The 18,322-nt window shown below is 70.8% G+C and carries 13 protein-coding genes; 1 reads left to right on the top strand and 12 read right to left on the bottom strand.

All coding sequences use genetic code 11. The features are described 5' to 3' along the window. Positions 1–11 precede the first annotated feature (11 nt). From recD to BM214_RS02000, 12 genes are all read right to left on the bottom strand, one after another. Entirely contained in the window at positions 12–2,096 is a 2,085-nt protein-coding gene (gene recD / locus BM214_RS02055) for an exodeoxyribonuclease V subunit alpha (protein WP_177217552.1), read from the bottom strand. Next, positions 2,093–5,788 carry an exodeoxyribonuclease V subunit beta gene (recB, locus tag BM214_RS02050; protein WP_090483538.1) on the bottom strand — a complete coding sequence of 1,232 codons (3,696 nt, stop codon included), beginning with the start codon at positions 5,786–5,788 and terminating at the stop codon, positions 2,093–2,095. Before recB ends, recD begins: the two co-directional genes overlap by 4 nt. After that, a complete protein-coding gene (gene recC / locus BM214_RS02045; protein ID WP_090483537.1) occupies positions 5,785–9,288 on the bottom strand; it encodes an exodeoxyribonuclease V subunit gamma in 3,504 nt (1,167 codons plus the stop codon). The genes recB and recC overlap by 4 nt, the downstream gene beginning before the upstream one ends. A gap of 163 nt (positions 9,289–9,451) precedes the next feature. Next, positions 9,452–10,006, bottom strand: a complete 555-nt coding sequence (gene pgsA / locus BM214_RS02040; protein WP_090483536.1) for a CDP-diacylglycerol--glycerol-3-phosphate 3-phosphatidyltransferase — start codon at positions 10,004–10,006, stop codon at positions 9,452–9,454. 3 nt (positions 10,007–10,009) lie between these two features. Then, the gene (gene uvrC / locus BM214_RS02035; protein ID WP_090483535.1) at positions 10,010–11,854 is read right to left on the bottom strand and encodes an excinuclease ABC subunit UvrC; all 1,845 of its coding nucleotides are present in this window, start codon (positions 11,852–11,854) and stop codon (positions 10,010–10,012) included. 2 nt (positions 11,855–11,856) lie between these two features. Continuing rightward, entirely contained in the window at positions 11,857–12,489 is a 633-nt protein-coding gene (locus BM214_RS02030; protein WP_090483534.1) for a uracil-DNA glycosylase, read from the bottom strand. Positions 12,490–12,497: 8 nt separating this feature from the next. Next, entirely contained in the window at positions 12,498–13,181 is a 684-nt protein-coding gene (locus tag BM214_RS02025) for a response regulator (RefSeq protein ID WP_238619013.1), read from the bottom strand. A 27-nt stretch (positions 13,182–13,208) separates the two neighbouring features. Continuing rightward, positions 13,209–13,676 carry a CYTH domain-containing protein gene (locus BM214_RS02020; RefSeq protein WP_090483532.1) on the bottom strand — a complete coding sequence of 156 codons (468 nt, stop codon included), beginning with the start codon at positions 13,674–13,676 and terminating at the stop codon, positions 13,209–13,211. 70 nt (positions 13,677–13,746) lie between these two features. Beyond that, positions 13,747–14,718 (bottom strand): beta-ketoacyl-ACP synthase III, encoded by a 972-nt coding sequence (locus BM214_RS02015; protein ID WP_090483531.1) that lies wholly within the window; start codon positions 14,716–14,718, stop codon positions 13,747–13,749. After that, positions 14,715–15,746 (bottom strand): phosphate acyltransferase PlsX, encoded by a 1,032-nt coding sequence (gene plsX, locus BM214_RS02010; RefSeq protein ID WP_090483530.1) that lies wholly within the window; start codon positions 15,744–15,746, stop codon positions 14,715–14,717. The genes BM214_RS02015 and plsX overlap by 4 nt, the downstream gene beginning before the upstream one ends. 126 nt (positions 15,747–15,872) lie before the next feature. After that, on the bottom strand, positions 15,873–16,067 hold the full coding sequence (rpmF, locus tag BM214_RS02005; protein ID WP_090483529.1) for a 50S ribosomal protein L32: 195 nt from the start codon (positions 16,065–16,067) through the stop codon (positions 15,873–15,875). Between the two features lie 69 nt (positions 16,068–16,136). Beyond that, positions 16,137–16,676 carry a YceD family protein gene (locus BM214_RS02000; RefSeq protein WP_090483528.1) on the bottom strand — a complete coding sequence of 180 codons (540 nt, stop codon included), beginning with the start codon at positions 16,674–16,676 and terminating at the stop codon, positions 16,137–16,139. Positions 16,677–16,894: 218 nt separating this feature from the next. Here BM214_RS02000 and BM214_RS01995 point away from each other — a divergent pair, with 218 nt between their 5' ends. Then, positions 16,895–18,313, top strand: a complete 1,419-nt coding sequence (locus tag BM214_RS01995; protein ID WP_090483527.1) for an acetyl-CoA carboxylase biotin carboxylase subunit — start codon at positions 16,895–16,897, stop codon at positions 18,311–18,313. The last annotated feature ends 9 nt before the right edge of the window (positions 18,314–18,322 follow it).

Raw genomic sequence — 18,322 nt, 5'->3', positions numbered from 1 at the left:
CACGGCCCGGCTCACTCCCCCCGTCCCAGCCGCCCCTCCAGGGCCGCCTGCAGGCCGCTGCTGCGCAGCACCCGCCGCGTCACCGCCTCCTCCAGGATCCCGCGGCGGGGCTCCAGCAGGGTGAACCAGCGGCTGGCCCGGGTGATGGCGGTATAGACCAGCTCCCGCGTCAATAGGGGCCCCGCCCGGTCCGGCAACACCAGGGCCGTATGGCGGAACTCCGAACCCTGGGACTTGTGCACCGTCAGGGCGAAGGCCGTCTCCACCGCCGTCAGGCGGCTGGGCAGCACCCAGCGGATGCGGCCACTGCCATCCCCCGCCGGGAAGGCCACCCGCAGGACCGGGTTGCGGGTGGCGTCCGCGACCCTCAAGGCCACCCCCATGTCCCCGTTCATGAGCCCCAGGCCATAGTCGTTGCCGGTGACGATCACCGGCCGCCCCGGGTACCAGATCCCCTGGGGATCCAGCAGCCCCCGCTCCTGCAGGAAACCGGCGATGCGATGATTCATCCCCTCCACGCCCCAGGGACCCCGGCGCAGGACGCACAGCACCTGAAAGTCCTCCAGGGCCGCCAGCACCTCCCGGGCCCAGGCATCCCGCGCCGTGGCATCGGCCCCGGGGCCCGGGTCCGCCGCGGCCATGACCCGCAGGTAACGGCCATAGCCCCCGGGGTGTGCCCCATCCCCCCCGGCGGAACGGTGGGTGCCACCATCCACGCACACCGCCGGCAATGCCGGATCGTCGGGGCCCTCCAGGCCCCAGCGCGCCAGATCCCGCCCCGGCTGCGCCCAGACGGCGGCCACCGCCTGCGCATCCCCGGCATTCACGGCGCGGGCGAGCCGGCCGATGCCGCTGTCGGCGCCGAAGCGGTGGCTGTGGCGGAGCATGACCACATGCTGATCCAGGGCATTCCCGGAGGGGTCCTGTTGCTCCGGCGGCGTGCGCTGTCCGGTGACCGCCTGCAGCCAGGCCGCGCGCTCGGGGGTGTAGTGCCCCTCCCCGGCGCGGGCGCACAGTTCCCCCAGCACCGCCCCCGCCTCCACCGAGGCCAGCTGGTCCCGGTCCCCCAACAGGATCAGGCGCGCCTCGGGGGGCAGGGCCTGCAGCAGGGCGTCCATGAGCTCCAGGTCGATCATGGAGGCCTCGTCCACCACCAGGGCGTCCAGCGCCAGGGGGCGGCGCGCATCGTGGCGGAAATGACGGGAGCCGGGCCGGCTCCCCAGCAGCCGGTGCAACGTGGTCACCCGCGCGGGGATGGCCTCCCGCACCGCATGGCCGAAGGCGTCCTGGGGCAGGGCCAGCCCCCCCAGGGCCCCGGCGACGGCCGCATTCAGGCGCGCCGCCGCCTTGCCCGTGGGCGCCGCCATACGGATGCGCAGCGGGACCTCCGCCCCCGCCTCCAGGTGCAGGGCCTGCAGTAGGGCCAGCAGCCGCACCACAGTGGTGGTCTTGCCCGTGCCCGGTCCGCCGGTGATGACGGCGAAGGCGCCGGAGGCCGCCAGGGCGCAGGCGGCACGCTGCCAGTCGATCCCTTGTGCATCCGGGGGGCCGAAGAGCCGGTCCAGCCAGGGGCGCAACCGCTCCTCATCCATGGACCCGCGCAGCGCCGTGCCACGCCCAAGGCGCTGCGCCAGCGCCCCGGCCACCCGCTGCTCACAGGCCCAGTAGCGGCGCAGGTAGAGGCGCCGCCCCTGCAGCACCAGCGGGGTGCACCCCGGCCCCGTACCCACCAGATCGGGATCTTCCAGGGCCGAAACCAGGTCCGCCATCCCCAGGCCCGCCAGGCATTGGGAGGGTCGCGGCGGCGGGGGCCCGTCCGCGGGCATCTCCCCCTCCGGGGGCAGGGACAGGGTCCGGTCCGGATCCGATCGGGTCGCCTCCAGGTCCAGGCAGACATGACCACGCCCCACCTGATGGCTGGCCAGGGCCGCCAGCAGCAGCGCCGTGGGGGATGCCGCGGGCAGCTGTTCCTGCAGGAACACCACCAGGGCCCGGTCCAGGGGGCGCAGCCAGCCCCGGTCCACCCAGCCCTGCAACAACCCCTGCAGGACCTCCTGCCCGGCCAGCGGGGCCTCCCCTGCACCTGCGGCCTTCACGATTCCACCTCCCCTTCACCGCCGAAGAGGCGGTCCAGACCGCGCACCAGATCCGCCGGCGGGCGTTCGAAGTGGACCCCGCAGGTGTCCGCCTCCAGGCCGCGGAGGAAGACCACGGCGGCCCCGCCCAGATGGTGGTCGTAGTCATAATCCGGCAGGCGGGCGCGCAGCAGCCGGTGCAGGGCCAGCACATAGAGCACCGCCTGCATCTCGTAGCGCCGGTGCAGCACCGCCGCGCGCAGGGCCCCGGCGCCATAGTCCGCCGCCCCCGGCCCCAGCCAGTTGGACTTGTAATCGGCCACGTAATAGCGCCCCTCGTGCAGGAAGACCAGGTCCATGAAGCCCTTGAGCATGCCGTTGAGGCGGTCGGCCTGCAGCGGTGGCCGGGGGGCCCCGTCCAGGGTGGCCGCCGTCACGCGGGCATCCAGGGTGCGGGTGTCCACCTGCGAGGCCTCGAACCAGAACTCCATCTCCGCCTGATAGGTCTCCAGGCCCGCGAGCCGCAGCCCCGCCGAAGCCCCCAGGGGCAGCGGCGTCTGCAGGAGACGCTGCAGCCACTGTACCAGGGGATCGATCCAGGGCTCCCACCCCCGGCGGCGGCAGCGGCGCGCCAGGGCATCCCGCAGGGCGGCGGGGTCCGAGGCCACCCGGGCAAAGCCCTGCACGGCCGCCCACTCCAGCAGTCCGTGCAGGAAGGTCCCCGGTTCCGGGCCCCGCGGGAAACCGGCCAGGGGCCCACCGGACTCCCCGGTGGCCGTGCCGGGATCCCGGGCCCCCTCCTCCGCGTCCGCGCCCGTCTCCCCGGCCACCTCGTCCCACACCGTTTCCGGCACCCGGGCGGCGTCTGCCCCGCCCAGGCGCAGGGCGCTGTAGCTGGCGATCCACCAGTGCTCCCGGGCCGGGCGCACGGGGATGCGGGCGCCGCCCCGGGGCGGCGGCACGGGCCCGTCCCCGGCGGGGCCGGGGATGACCGCCTCCCCGGGCGGCTGCGCCACCTGGATGACCCCGTCCCCGGGGACCTCCAGGGCCCGCAGGGCCGCCTCCAGGCGGCCGTCCGGGATGGGCTCGCCGCCCCCCAGCAGGCAGCCCAGGGCACCGCGGTGCACACGGGAGACCTTGCCCCCACCGCGGGTCACCGGGGCCGCCCCCACCCAGCAGGCGTGACAGGCCCGGGTCAGGGCCACGTACAGCAGGCGCAGGTCCTCCGCCAGACGGTCGTCGTCCACCGCCTCCCGCAGGGATGCATCCGGCTCGAAATGCACCTCCCGCCGGCCGTCCTCCCGGCTGCGCACCAGGGGGCGGCCGTCCAACGCCACCTCCCGGTAGGCGGCGGCGAAGGGCAGGAATACCAGGGGGTATTGCAGCCCCTTGGACTTGTGCATGGTGATCACCTGCACCCGGTCGCCATCGCTCTCCAGGCGCAGGATCTGCTCCTCCGACGCCGGGGCCTGACCGGTGCCCTGCTCCGCCCGGTGCTGTGCCAGGAAGCGGATCAGGGCGTGTTCCCCGTCCAGGGCGGCGGCCGCGGACTGCAGCAGCTCGCTCAGGTGCAGGAGGTTGGTGAGCCGGCGTTCCCCATCGGCGCTGCCGGAGAGGCGCCGGGGCAGGTGGAAATCGTGCATCAGCCGCCGCAGCATGGCCAGGATACCCTGGCCGCGCCAGAGCTCCCCGTAGCCCCGGAACTGCTCCACCCGTTCCTCCCAATGGATCTCGTCGCTGCCCAGGCGATCCAGTGCCTCCAGGGGCAGATCCAGCAGCGGCGTGGCCAGGGCGGCCCGCAGCAGGCGGTCGGAGGCGGGCTCGGCCGCCGCACGCATCCAGCGCAGCACATCCTCCGCCTCCGGGGTGGCATAGACCGATTCCCGGTCGGAGAGGTAGACACTGCGCACCCCCCGCGCCCCCAGGGCCGACTGTATGGCCCGGGCCTCCTGGCGGTCCCGCACCAGCACGGCCATGTCCCGGGGCAGCAGGGACCGCCCCTCCTGCCCCGGGGGGGCGGCGAATCCGGCGCGGCCCTCCCGCCCCGCCTGCAACAGGCCGGCCATGAAACCGGCGCAATGGTCCGCCATGCGTGCGATATAGTCCCCCCGGGCCATGGGCTTGCCGGGATCCAGGCACCAGAACTGGAGGGCCGGCACCGTCTCCCCGTCCAGTTGGAAGGGATCCGTGCGGCCCCGGGCCTGCATGGGGATGAAGGGCACGGGATGGTCCCCCTCCCCTTCCCGGGCGAAGAGGAAGGCCCCCCGGGGATGGTGTTCCTCGCCGTGCTGGAACAGGCGGTTCACCGCCGCCACCATGGCGTGGGTGGAACGGTAGTTGGTGCCCAGGGTGTAATGCCGCCCGGCGGTGGCCCGGCGGGCCTGCAGGTAGGTGTGGATATCGGCCCCGCGGAAGCCGTAGATGGACTGCTTCGGGTCCCCGATGAGGAACAATCCCCCTTCCGGGGTGCCCGCCTCCACCTGATATACCCGCTCGAAGATGCGGTACTGCACCGGATCCGTGTCCTGGAACTCGTCGATCAGGGCCACGGGGAAGCGGCCCCGCAGGGTCGCCGCCAGGCGCTCCCCGGCGGGTCCATCCAGGGCGTCCCGTACCCGGGTGAGCAGATCGTCGTAACCCAGGCGGGCGCGGCTGCGCTGGGCGCGATCGAAGCGGCGGCGGATCCAGGCCACGGCGTGGGAAAGCAATCCGCCGGTCAGGCCGGCATCCAGGTCCCCGTGCCCGTCCAGCAGGGCAAAGGCCTGATGCAGATCCTCCGGCAGGGCGGCGTTCTTCTTCAGCGCCGTCTCCATGAAGGCGCGGCTGAACAGCTCCAGGGGGGAGCGGGAGCCTTTAGAGACCGGCTCGGGGTGGAGCATGCCCGGGGTGCAGGCCCATTGGCGCATGCACTCCAGGTTCGGATCGGCGCTGCGGTAGGTGTTGCCGTTGAGGCTGGACCGGACTGCCCGGAAGCTGTCCACCACGGCCTCGAAGTCGTCCCGCCAGGGGGCCTTGAGGGCCTCCAGACGGGCCTCCACCGGGGCCAGCACCGCCTCCAGGCCGCCTGGATCCGGCACCGGGGCGTCCCCCTGCAGCAGGGGCCGCAGGCGCAGGTACAAGGCCTGGGGATCCTGCCCCAGCACGGGCAGCACCAGCCCCAGCCGCCCCGGATCCAGGGGATGCACCAGCGTGCGCCAGTAGTCCCGCACCGCCTCCAGCATCGCCTCCGTGGTGTCCGTCTCCAGTTCCTGGGTAAAGAGGCTACCGCTGTCGAAGGCATGTTCCCGCAGTACGCGGTAGCACCAGCCATGGATGGTGGACACCGCCGCCTCGTCCATCCACTGCGCCGCCAGATCCAGGCGCCGGGCGCAGCGGGCCCGCTGCGCCGGATCCGGATGCGCCGCCAGCAGGTCCTCCAGGAAGGGATCGGGGGCCTGCCCCGCCTCCCCCCGGAAATGCCGGGCGGCCTCCATGAGCCGGGTGTGGATGCGCTCGCGCAGCTCGCGGGTGGCGGCATCGGTGAAGGTCACCACCAGGATCTGCGGTGGCAGCAGCGGCGCGGCAGGCCCCGTATCTCCGTTGCCATGGCCCAGCACCAGGCGCACATAGAGGGCGGCGATGGTGAAGGTCTTGCCGGTGCCGGCGCTGGCCTCGATGAGCCGGCTGCCGTGCAGGGGGAAGTTCATGGGATCCAGGATGCTGGGCCGGTTCATTGCCCGCCCTCCGGCATGGGGCCGTGTTTCACGCCTTCCTGGAGGGGTGCATAGAGGACCCCGGCCCAGTGCGGGAACTCCGGGTCCGAGAGGAGATCCTCCGCCCCGGGCCAGGCCCGGGCCAGGGCGGGATTGCGGTCCCGTTCCCCCATGCGGTTCCCGTCGCCCTCATGGACCTTGCGCAGGTCTTCCTCCTGTTTGGCCGGGCCCTTTTCCTGCACCCGCAGCCAGGCGGCCGTGCCCTGGCAGTAGGCCGGCAGGGGACGGGTCTGCCCCTCGCGCCAGGCCCGCAGCAGGGAGTGGAGATGACTGCGGGCGGTGCCCGCATCCAGGGCCGGCATGTGCAGGGTGGCGTCCACCCCCACCAGGACGGTGTCCATGGCCACCCCCTCGGCCTGGGCCAGCAGGTGCAGCACCCAGGGGCGGCAGCATTTGTCCAGACGGAGAAAGGGGGTCTGCCCCGTGCGCAGGCGCCCCGGCTCGTGGCGCAGGCACAGGCGCTTCCCGTCCGCATCCTCCCGCAGCGGCGGCAGCCAGTCCTCCAGGACCAGGTCCTGCCACTGCAGGCGCAGGCGCCGCGGGGTGTCGAGGATGCGCCCATGGGCGCGCACCAGGTCCTGGTGGCGCATCAGCAGATCCCGGGCCGAGGCGCATACCTGCTCCGCCACATAGCCCCCCATGCCCCCGGGGGGCAGATGCCCGGCCCGCCGCCACGCCGCCAGGGCCTGTTGCAGCCGGTCCTCGATGACCCCCTGCGGGGTGTCCGGGTCCGGCGGGGGATACAGGGCCGCCTCCACCAGATGGGACACGGCCTGCCAGTGACCCAGGCCGTCCAGGGCAAAGGGTTCCTGGTCCTCGGCCACGTCCGCGTCCTGGTCGAAGCGCACCCGCAGGCGATGGCTGAAGAAGGCCCCCACGGGGTCCTTGAGGAAATCCCCCAGGGTGTCCGTATCCAGCGCCTCCTCCGGGGGCTGCCAGGGCAGCGGGGCGGCCTTGGACTGCGCTGTCTCCGGGGCCGGGGCGTGCACCCCTTCCCATTCCCGGGCGTAGGTGTACTGACCTTCCCCCGCCTCGAAGAGGACCCGGGCGAAGGGTTGCAGGGGATGCACCGTGGTGAGGGAGGCCAGCAGGTCCGTGTCCGCCTGTGCCGGGGTCCAGCCCGCGGCCAGGTGCTCGCGCAACTGGCCCACCAGCACCGAGGGGGGACGCTCGGCATTGTCCCGGGCATCCCGGCCCACCCAGCTCACGTGGCAGTGGTCCCGGGCCGAGAGCAGGGCCTCCAGGAACAGGTAGCGGTCGTCCTCCCGCCGGGAACGGTCACCGGGGCGCGGATCCCGGGCCATGAGATCGAAGTCCAGGGGCGGGCGCGAACGCGGATAGTCGCCGTCGTTCATCCCCAGCAGGCAGACGATGCGAAACGGGATGGCCCGCATGGGCATGAGGGTGCAGACGGTGACGCCGCCGGTGAGGAAGCGTTGCGTGAGGCGCGGCCCCTCCAGGGCCCCGAGCCAGTGTTCACGCACCACCCCCAGGGGCAGGGGCGCGTCCATGGCCGCCGCGGTGCAGTCCGTCTCCCATTGTTCCAGGGCCTCGTCCGCCCGCATCAGGGTGATGCGCCCGGCCTCCTCGTCGGGGGCGAAGAAGTCCGCCATCAGATTCCGCAGACGAAGCCCCCACTCGGCAGGGGGGGCCGGGCGGGAGAGGATCTCCCACCAGCGTTCCAGGGCATCCAGCAGGTCCGTCAGCGGGCCCGCCAGGGCGGCATCCAGCCCGGCCACCTCGTCGTAGGGCTCGATGCCGCACCAGGGCCCCTCGCCGCCGGCAGCATAGCCCAGGAGCATGCGCCGCCAGCCGAAGCGCCAGGTGTTCTGCTCCAGATCCCCGGGCAGGTCCAGGGCGGCCCGCTGACGGGCGTGCAGCCCCCAGCGGATGCCCGCGCCGCGGATCCACTCCTGCAGTTGCGGCACCTGCCCCCGGGTGAGACCAAAGCGCGCCCGCACCGCCGGCAGGTCCAAAAGGTCCAGCAATTCGCTCACCCCCAGACGGGATTCGGGCAGGTGCAGCAATCGCTCCAGGGCCACCAGCACCGGATCCTGCCCCCGCTGCCCCAGGTCCGCCAGGGTGAAGGGGATGTGGCGGGCATCCTCCGGGGGGATCTGGCCGAAGACCGCCTGGAAATGGGGGGCATAGCGCTGGATGTCCGGCACCATGACGATGACATCCCGGGGACGCAGGGAGGGGTCCCGGGAGAAGCGGTCCAGCAGCCGGTCGTGCAGGACCTCCACCTCCCGCTGGGGGCCGTGGGCCACGTGGAAGCGCAGGGAATCGTCCCTCGCCACATCCACCGGGGGCCAGTGTTCCCGGGTCTCCGCCAGGGGGCGCAGTTCCAGGATGTCGTCCTGGAGCTGCTGCAGCAGGGTGTGTCCGCCGTGGGACTCGAACAGGTCGATGCGCTCCCAGGGCAGGTCCGCGAAGAGCCCCCGGTAGCGGCCCGGGTCGTCGTGGGCGTCCAGCATGCGGATGTAGTCCCGCCCCTGCCGGCCCCAGGCCGCCAGCAGCGGATGGGCGTGGTGATGCAGGTCCTCCTCGGGGAGATCGCCGGGCATGCCCGCCTTGGGTGCCTGGCGCCGGCGCGGGGCCCGCAGCAGGTCCTTGTCGGCGATGATGTCGGCCCAGTAGTGGCGGCAGGGATTGTGCACGCACAAAAGCACCTGGGTGAAGCGGGAGATTCCCGCCAGGGCCTCCAGCATCTGCGCCGGCAGGCTGGAGACCCCGAAGACCATGACCCGCCGGGGCAATCCCGGCGGGCGCGTGTCCAGCTGGGGGATCCGCTCCATGAAGCGGGTGTGGATGCCGGCGCGGCTGCCCGCATCGGCCCCGGGCCCCAGGTCCGTGATGAGGGCGCGCCACAGGGCGGGCTGCCACAGGTTCTCATCCTCCTTCAGGGGGTGCAGGCCGCCGCGGGCATCCCGCAGGTGATCCTGCCCCCGGGCCCAGTCCTGCAGCCAGTCGGCGCGATAGACCTGATACTGGTCCAGCAGGTCCGCCAGGCGCTGGGCCAGCTGATGGCGCTTGCGCAGGTCGTGGTCGTCCTCGAGGAACCGCCGCAAAGGGGCGAAGGCGGGTTGGCGCAGGCAGTCGGGCAGCAGGCGCATGAGCCGCCAGATGAGCGGGTCCCGGGCCAACGGGGAGGTCTCCGGTACCGCCGCGTCCCCCAGCACGGCGCGGTAGGCCCGCCAGAGGAAGCGCGCCGGCAGATCCACCTCCAGGGCGGCGGCGATGCCCACCCCGCCCTCCCCCTCCCCGGGGTGGCGCGCCAGGGCCAGGCGCAGCCATTGGGCGATCCCGTTGCTCTGCACCAGGATCACCTCGTTATCCAGCGGCTTCAGGGGATAGCGCCGCATCCATGCCACCGCCAACGCCCGCAGGTCCTCCAGGTGGTTGCCGTGCACCGCCATGAAGCCGGGGGTGATGTCCGTTGTCTGCGCCGGGGTGGCCATGGTCCCTGTCCTACCGAAATCCTGCATGGGGAAAACGCTAACCGACCCGGGCGCGGTGCACAATGCCGGCGCCCCCAGGGGTCATCAGCAGATGCGGGGCAGCAGTTCCCCGGCGGGCCAGTCCAGGCGGGACCGGGGATGGGACCTTCGGCGGGGTTCGCCCTCAGTCCTCGGCCCACTGCAGGGCGGCCCGCAGGTAGTGGAACATGGACCACAGGGTGAGCACGGCGGCCACGTAGAGCAGCACCAGGCCGATGCCGGTGCTGGGCAGGCCCAGCAGGGGCAGGCCGTAGAGCAGGAGGAAGATGGCGATCATCTGCGCCGTGGTCTTGAACTTGCCGATCCAGGAGACGGCCACGGCGCCGGACTGGCCGATCTTGGCCATCCACTCCCGCAGGGCGGAGATGGCGATCTCGCGGCCGATGATCACCACCGCGGCCAGGGCCAGGGCAATGCCGCCGGGCTCGTCCACCAGCAGCACCAGGGCCGTGGCCACCATGAGCTTGTCGGCCACCGGGTCCAGGAAGGCGCCGAAGTGGGAGGTCTGCCCCAGGCGGCGCGCCAGGTAACCGTCCAGCCAGTCGGTGACCCCCGCCAGGGCGAAGATCAGGGCGCTGACCGGGCCCGCCCAGGGATGGGGAGAGTAGAAGGTCACCACGATCAGGGGGATCAGGGCGATGCGCAGCCAGGTGAGCAGATTGGGGATGGAGAAGGTCATGGCTCAGTCGTCATGTAGCGAGTCGAATACCTGTTGCGCCAGCTTGCGACTGATGCCGGGCACCCGGGCCAGATCCTCCACGCCGGCACGGCTGACGCCCCTGAGGCCGCCGAAGTGCTTGAGCAGCTGCTGGCGGCGTTTCGGACCCATGCCGGGGATCTGTTCCAGCGGGGAGGTGTTGCGGCTTCTGGCCCGGCGCTGGCGGTGGCCCGTGATGGCGAAGCGGTGGGCCTCGTCGCGGATCTGCTGGATCAGATGCAGCGCCTTGGAGGCCGGCGGCAGTATAGTCGGTGCCGTGGCGTCGCTCAACACAAGGGTCTCCATGCCCGCGCGCCGCGACTCCCCCTTGGCCACCCCCACCACCCGGACCCCCTGGATCTCCAGGGCCTCCAGCACCTCCAGGGCCTGGTGCACCTGGCCGCGGCCGCCATCGATGAAGAGCACGTCCGGCAGCCGCGCCTCGCCGCGCTTGAGGCGAGCGTAGCGCCGTTCCAGGGCCTGGCGCATGGCGGCATAGTCATCCCCCGGGGTGATGTCGCGGATATTGAAGCGCCGGTAGTCGGATTTCAGCGGCCCGTCCTGGTTGAAGACCACGCAGGAGGCGACGGTGGCCTCCCCCTGGGCGTGGCTGATGTCGAAGCACTCCATGCGTGTGGGCGGGGCCTCAAGCCCCAGGGCCTGGCGCAGGGCCTCCAGGCGCGCACGCATGCCGCTGCGTCCCGCCAGACGGGTCTCCAGGGAGAGTTGGGCGTTGTGCACGGCCATCTGCAGCCAGCGGGCGCGCTCCCCGCGCACGTTCCAGGACAGGCTCACCTTCTGACCGCGGCGCAGGCCCAGCATCTCCTCCAGCACGGCACGGTCCTGGGGGGCGTGGCTGAGGATGATCTGCGGCGGCACCTCCCGGGCCAGGTAGTACTGGCCCAAAAAGGCGGTGAGCAGGGCCCCGGGCCGGGGATCGTCCTCCTCGGGGCCCTGGGGGAAATAGGCCCGGTTGCCCAGGTTCAGGCCGCCGCGGATGGAAAAGACCTGCACGCAGGTCTCCCCCCCGGCGGTGGCGGCGGCGACGATGTCCACGTCCCCCCCGTCGCCGCTGACGTACTGGCGCTGGGTCACCTCCTGCAGGCGGGCGATCTGGTCCCGCAGGACGGCGGCCTGCTCAAAATCCAGGCGCGCGGCGGCGGCCTCCATCTCCCGCACCCGGTCCTCGATGACCCGCGCGCTGCGCCCCTCCAGGAAGTCCACGGCGTGGGCCACGTCCCGGGCGTAGGCCTCGGGGCTGATGAGGCCGACGCAGGGGGCGCTGCAGCGCTTGATCTGATACTGCAGACAGGGGCGGCTGCGGTTCTCGAAGAAGCTGTCCCGGCAGGGACGGATGAGGAAGAGCTTCTGCAACAGGTTCAGGGTCTCGCGCACCGCCGGGGAGGACGGATAGGGACCGAAGTACCGCCCGGGCTGGCGGCGCGCCCCCCGGTGCAGGGCGATGCGGGGGTAGGTGTGCTGGGACAGGAAGATATTGGGATAGCCCTTGTCGTCCCGCAGGAGCACGTTGTACCGGGGGCGGTGCTCCTTGATGAGGTTGTTTTCCAGCAGCAGGGCCTCCGCCTCCGTGGCGGTGACCGCCACCTGGATGTCCCGGATCTGGGCCACCATGGCGCGGATGCGGGGGCTGGAGAGGTTGCTGCGGAAGTAGCTGGACACCCGGCGGCGCAGGTTGCGGGCCTTGCCCACATAGAGCACCTCGCCGTCCTCGCCGATCATGCGGTAGACCCCGGGCTGGGTGGTGAGATCGGCGATAAAGGCCCGCGGATCGAACGCCTCTGCGGGGCTGTGTGTGTCCTCACCGCCCATGCTCACCCCCGCTGCAGACGCCGCACCAGTTGCGCGAACACCGCCCGGAACATCTCCGGCGTGAGACGCCCCGTCTGGGTGTTGTAGCGGCTGCAATGGTAGCAATCCACCAGGGTGAACCCGCCCGGCAGTTCGTGCACCCGGCCATGGGCGAAGGGGTGGGCGGACAGGGTCAGCCCCCGGGCCCGCAGCACCGCCTGGTGGGCCACCGTGCCCAGGGCCAGCACCAGGGGGCGCTCCGGCAGGGCCGCCAGTTCCGCCGCCAGATAGCCGTTGCACTGGCGGATCTCCGCCGTGGTGGGACGGTTCTCCGGGGGCAGGCACTTGACGGCGTTGGTGATGCGGCAGCCCTGCAGGACCAGGCCGTCCTCCGCCCCCGACACCTCGGGCCGGTTGCTCAGACCCATCTCATAGAGGGTGCGAAAGAGCAGGATGCCGGCATGGTCCCCGGTGAAGGGACGCCCGCTGGCGTTGGCCCCGTGCATCCCCGGGGCCAGGCCGACGATGAGCAGACGCCCCTTGGGGTCGCCGAAGGGGGGCACCGGGGCGGCGTGATAGTCGGGGTGGGCGCTGCGCACCCGGGAGCGGAGCGCCACGAGGCGCGGGCAACGCTGGCACACGGGATCGAACGGCATTTCGGCCATCAGGGATGGACGGGGGAATGGCTGCGGGTGATGCCCTGTTCCATGGCCAGGCGCAGCAGGTCCATATCGCTCTCGCAGCCCAGTTTCTCCCGCAGGCGGGCCTTGTAGGTGCTCACCGTCTTCACGTTCACCCCCAGTTCGGCGGCGATCTCCTGCTGGCGCAGGCCGCGCACCAGCAGCAGGAGGATCTGCCGCTCCCGCGGCGAGAGCCGCTCCAGGGGACCGGGCGGGAGGGCCTGGGCGTCCAGTTGTTCATGGAAACGGGGACTGACGTGGCGATCCCCGCGCATGGCGGTGGTCACGGCGTGGATCAGCTCCTCCACCGGGCAGCCCTTGGTGAGGTAACCGGCGGCCCCGCTGTCCAGGAGCCAGCGGGGATAGGGTCCCTCGTCCTGCACGGTGAGGACGATCACCTTCACCCGGGGGTCCGCCGCCAGCACGCGGCGGGTGGTCTCCAGTCCACCAAGCCCCGGCATGTTCAGATCCATGAGGATCACGTCGGGCCTGAGCCGGGGCAGGAGTTCCAGGGCCTGCTCGCCGGAGGCGGCCTCCCCGGCCACACGGATCCCGGCCGGCTCGCCATGGCGCTCCAAAAGACCGCGCACCCCGGTGCGCACCAGCTCGTGGTCATCCACCAGCAGGACATCGATCATCAACGGGGCCGGACCGGCGCTATCGGGCACGGCGGAAACCTCCCGGCTCTACAGGCCTCACCAGTTCTTGAACGGGTGCTGCACCAGGCTGGTGTTGTAGTACCTGGGATCGTGGGAGACTTCCTGTCCCACCCAGGACGGCAGCTGCGGCTCATCCGTGGGCGCGTTCAGTTCCACCTCGGCCACCACCAGGCCGGCGTTGTCTCCCTCGAAGACATCCACCTCCCAGACATGGCCGGCATGGGGGACGTAGTGGCGGGTCTTTTCGATCATGGGGCGCATGCACAGGGTATCCAGCAGCTCCCGCGCCTCCTGGGGCGGGATGGCGTACTCGAATTCCTGCCGCTCCACCCCGAGGGTGGCGCTCTTGATGTTGAGGTCGGCCTTCTCCCCGGCCAGGCGCACCCGCACCGAGGCCTGTGTGTTGCCGCAGAGATAGCCCTGCCGCAGGGACACGCTCTGGGTCACCTGGTCCTTCCAGGCATCGGACACGACAAGGAATTTCTTCTCGATCTCTTGCGCCATCGGGCCTCGGGGGTTTGGGTTTCTGCACGGATGCCCGGGATCGTAACACGTTTCCCGGGAGGCGGGACCGTCAGAACCGCACTAGGGCCGACCCCCAGGTGAAGCCCCCGCCAAAGGCCTCCAGCAGCAGCAGCTGGCCGGGGCGGATGCGGCCGTCGCGCACGGCCGTATCCAGGGCCAGGGGCACGGAGGCGGCGGAGGTGTTGCCGTGTTGCTCCACCGTCACCACCACCCGCTCCATGGGCAGCTTCACCTTGCGGGCGATGCCCTGGATGATGCGGATATTGGCCTGATGGGGGATGAGCCAGTCCAGTTGCGTCTGGTCCACGCCTGCCTGCTCCAGGGTCTGTTGGACGATCTGCCCAAGGGTGTTCACCGCCCACTTGAAGACCTCATTGCCCTTCATCTGCAGATAGGCCTCCCCGGCCATCACGGCCGGATAGCCCTTGCCCACCCCGGCGGGGACGTTGAGCAGGCTCTCGTAACGGCCGTCGGCGTGCAGATGGGTGGCCAGGATCCCCGGGGTGTCCGAGGCCTCCAGCACCACCGCCCCGGCGCCGTCCCCGAAGAGCACGCAGGTGCCCCGGTCGGTCCAGTCCAGGATGCGGGAGATGCTCTCCGCCCCCACTACCAGGGCACGGCGGGCGGAACCGGCGCGGATGAACTGATCCGCCACCCCCAGGGCGTAGACAAAGCCGGTGCACACCGCCTGCACGTCGAATGCCGGGCAGCCGTTGTGGATGCCCAGGCGTTGCTGCAGCAGGCAGGCGGTGCTGGGGAAGACCTGATCGGGCGTGGTGGTGGCCACGATGATCAGGTCGATCTCTTCGGCGCTTCGTCCCGACATCTCCAGGGCGCCCCGGGCGGCCTTTTCCGCCAGGTCGCAGGTGGTCTCCTCGGGCCCCACCACATGGCGCTGACCGATGCCGGTGCGTTCCCGGATCCAGGCGTCGGAGGTCTCCACGATCTTCTCCAGATCGTGGTTGGTGAGGATCTTTTCCGGAAGATAACCCCCGGTACCGGTGATCCGGGAGTAGGTCACGGTGCGCTCCCCTCTCTGCTCAGCAGTTCCTCCAGCCGCTTGTCGATGCGCTGCGGGACCTTCTTCTCGGCCTCGATGCGGGCGATGCGGATGGCGTTGAGGAAGGCCACGGCATCGGCGCCGCCATGGCTCTTGATGACGATCCCCTGCAGCCCCAGGAGGCTGGCGCCATTGTACGCACGGGGGTCGATGCGCCGGCGCAGGGCCTTGAGCACCGGCATGGCCACCAGCCCGGCCATCTTGGCATAGAGGCCGCTGCTGAACTGGCTGCGCACGTAGTGGGAGACCATGCGCGCCACGCCTTCACTGGTCTTGAGGGCCACGTTGCCGACGAAGCCGTCGCACACCACCACGTCCACATCGCCGCAATAGATGTCGTTGCCCTCGACGAAACCCACGTAGTTCAGGTGGCTGTGCTCCAGCATGTGGGCCGCCTCCTTCACCTGGTCGTTGCCCTTGATGTCCTCCTCGCCGATGTTGAGCAGGCCCACCCTGGGGGCATCCAGATTGTCCACGGCGCTGGCCAGCTCCGACCCCATGACGGCGAACTGGTACAGATGATTGGCCGTAGAGTCCACATTGGCCCCCAGATCCAGCATGTGGGTGTGACCGTTCAGGGCCGGGATGGCGGTGATGATGGCCGGGCGGTCGATCCCCGGCAGGGTCTTGAGCACGTAGCGGGCCGTGGCCATGAGGGCGCCGGTGTTGCCGGCGCTGACGCAGGCGTCCGCCTGCTGGTGCTTGACCAGGTTGACGGCCACGCGCATGGAGGAATCCTTCTTGTTGCGCAGGGCCTGGCTGGGGGGTTCGTCCATGCCCACCACCTGAGCGGCATGGTGGATGCGCAGGCGGTTGGAAGGGGCCCCGCCGCTGGCGGACAGTTCGCGGCTCAGCCGCTCCTTGTCCCCCACGAGGATGAGATGGATATCGGAAAACTCCGCCAGGGCCTTGAGGGCCGCCGGCACGACCACCTGGGGGCCGTGGTCGCCGCCCATGGCATCCAGTGCGATGGTGAACAGACCGCTCATGGGTAGACTCGTCTCTGATCGGGACACAACGGGAGGTCGGTGATCCGGCCCGGGCCTCGCCGGGTCCGGTCCGGATCACCGCCATGGCCCCGCCTCTCCTTGCGCGGGGAGCCCGGGGCGGCCGGCTTATTCCTCGTCGTCTTCCAGGTCCTTGGGCTGGATCACCTGGCGGCCGCGGTAGAAGCCGTCGGCGCTGACGTGATGGCGGCGATGGAGTTCGCCGGTGGTGGGTTCCACCGACAGGGTCGGGGCCTTGAGGCCGTCGTGGGAACGGCGCATGCCCCGCTTGGAGCGGGTGGTACGACCTTGTGCAACTGCCATGATCTCTCTCCGATGACGTTCAAACCAACCAAAGGCCGCCGGCCCAAGGGCGGCGGCCCATTGTACACATCAATCCCCGTCCCCGGGGTCTCCCTTGAGGCGACCGAGGACCGCAAAGGGGTTACCGCGTTCTTCCTTTCGGGCGGCCTCCACCTCGCCGGTGGTGAATTCCCGGCTGGACCGAACCGCACAGGTCCCATCCCCATGCACGGGCACGGCAGGCAGCGCCAGGAGGATCTCCTCCTCCACCAGGGCGTGCACCGCCAGCAGACCGTTGTCCAGCAGCACCGGTTCCGCATCCGCCTCCAGGGCACAGGCCGCGTCCATGTCCGCCGCCGGCACCACCTGGAAGGTGGTCGCCACATCGCAGGAGACGGGCTGCAGGCAGCGCTGGCAGAGCAGTTCCACCTGGGCCCGCACCTCCCCTTCCACACGCATGCGGCCGTATTCGCGCACGAACCGCAGCCCCACATGGGCCGGGCGGTCCATGGCCCGCACTGCCTCGCGCAGGCGCGGCATGGAGTCCAGGCCGAGCACGCCCTGCAGCGTGCCGTCCCGGTTCGCCAGGCGCAGGGGATCGACCCGTTCAGGCAAGGGTGAGTCGGACATAAGCGCGCAATTCTAGAGGCCTTCCATGGAGGGTGTCAAAACAAGTCGCAGGACCTGTCTTGAAAATCCCGCCTGGGTTCAAGGATACTGTTGGTTTGCCTCCCACGGGCCGTGCGGGTACCTGCCCCCACGGCCCGTGTGCCGATGGGCGGGGCCGGCTCCCGCCCCGGGGCGTCCGACCACCCAACCGCCCGGATCCATGGGCGCGAGACGAGCACGTGATAAAGAAGCTGCTGATCGCCAACCGCGGTGAGATCGCCGTGCGCATCATCCGCGCCTGCGCGGAGATGGGCATCACCTCCGTGGCCGTGTACACCGACGCGGACCGCCATGCACTGCACGTGAAGAAGGCCGACGAGTCCTACTCCCTCGGCCCCGATTCCCTGTCCGGGTATCTGAATGTGCATCGCCTGGTCAACGTCGCCCGCAGCGCCGGCTGCGACGCCATCCACCCCGGCTATGGATTCCTCTCGGAGAACCCGGAGTTCGCCCGGGTCTGTGCCCAGAACGGCATCCGCTTCGTGGGCCCCGATGCCGAGGTCATCCGGCGCATGGGGGATAAGGTGGCCGCCCGCGAGGCCATGATCGCCGCCGGTGTACCCGTGGTGCCCGGAAGCGAGGGCAACCTGGCGGACGTGGAGCAGGCCGTGACCCTGGCCGCAGAGATCGGCTACCCGGTGATGCTCAAGGCCACCAGCGGCGGCGGCGGGCGCGGCATCCGCCGCTGTGACGACGAGCCCAGCCTGCGGCGCAACTACGAGCGCGTGCGCTCCGAGGCCACCAAGGCCTTCGGCAGCACCGAGATCTTCATGGAGAAGGCTATCCTCAATCCGCGCCACATCGAGGCGCAGATCCTGGCCGACGGCCACGGCAATGTCATCCACCTCTACGAGCGGGACTGCTCCATCCAGCGCCGCCATCAGAAACTGGTGGAGATCGCCCCCTCCCCCCAGCTGGACGACACCCAGCGGGAGTACGTGGGCGAACTGGCCATCCGCGCCGCCCGGGCGGTGGGCTACGAGAACGCCGGCACGGTGGAGTTTCTCATGGATGCCGACGGCAGCTTCTACTTCATGGAGATGAACACCCGCCTGCAGGTGGAGCATCCGGTGACGGAGATGATCACCGGCATCGACATCGTGCAGGAACAGATCCGCATCGCCGCCGGAAAGTCCCTGAGCTACCGCCAGGACCAGGTGACCCGGCTGGGCTTCGCCGTGGAGTTCCGCATCAACGCCGAGGACCCGAAGAACGACTTCCTGCCCAGCTTCGGGCGCATCACCCGTTACTTCGCCCCCGGCGGGCCCGGTGTGCGCACCGACGGGGCCATCTACACCGGCTACCACATCCCGCCCCATTACGACTCCATGTGCGCCAAGCTCATCGTCTGGGCCCTGGACTGGGAGTCCCTGATCCGGCGTGCCCGCCGCGCCCTCCATGACATCGGGGTCTACGGCGTGAAGACCACCATCCCCTATCACCTGGAGATCCTGGACAGCGAGGCCTTCCGCCGGGGGGCCTTCGACACCGGCTACGTGGACGTCCATCCGGAACTCACCGGATACTCCGTCCGCCGCCCCACCCGGGAGCTGGCGGCCGTGATCGCCGCCGCGATTTCCGCTCACAAGGGTCTTTAAGACCAGAAG

Source organism: Ectothiorhodospira mobilis (assembly GCF_900114895.1).
Lineage (GTDB): Bacteria > Pseudomonadota > Gammaproteobacteria > Ectothiorhodospirales > Ectothiorhodospiraceae > Ectothiorhodospira > Ectothiorhodospira mobilis_A.
This window is presented reverse-complemented; position numbering and strand designations above follow the sequence as displayed.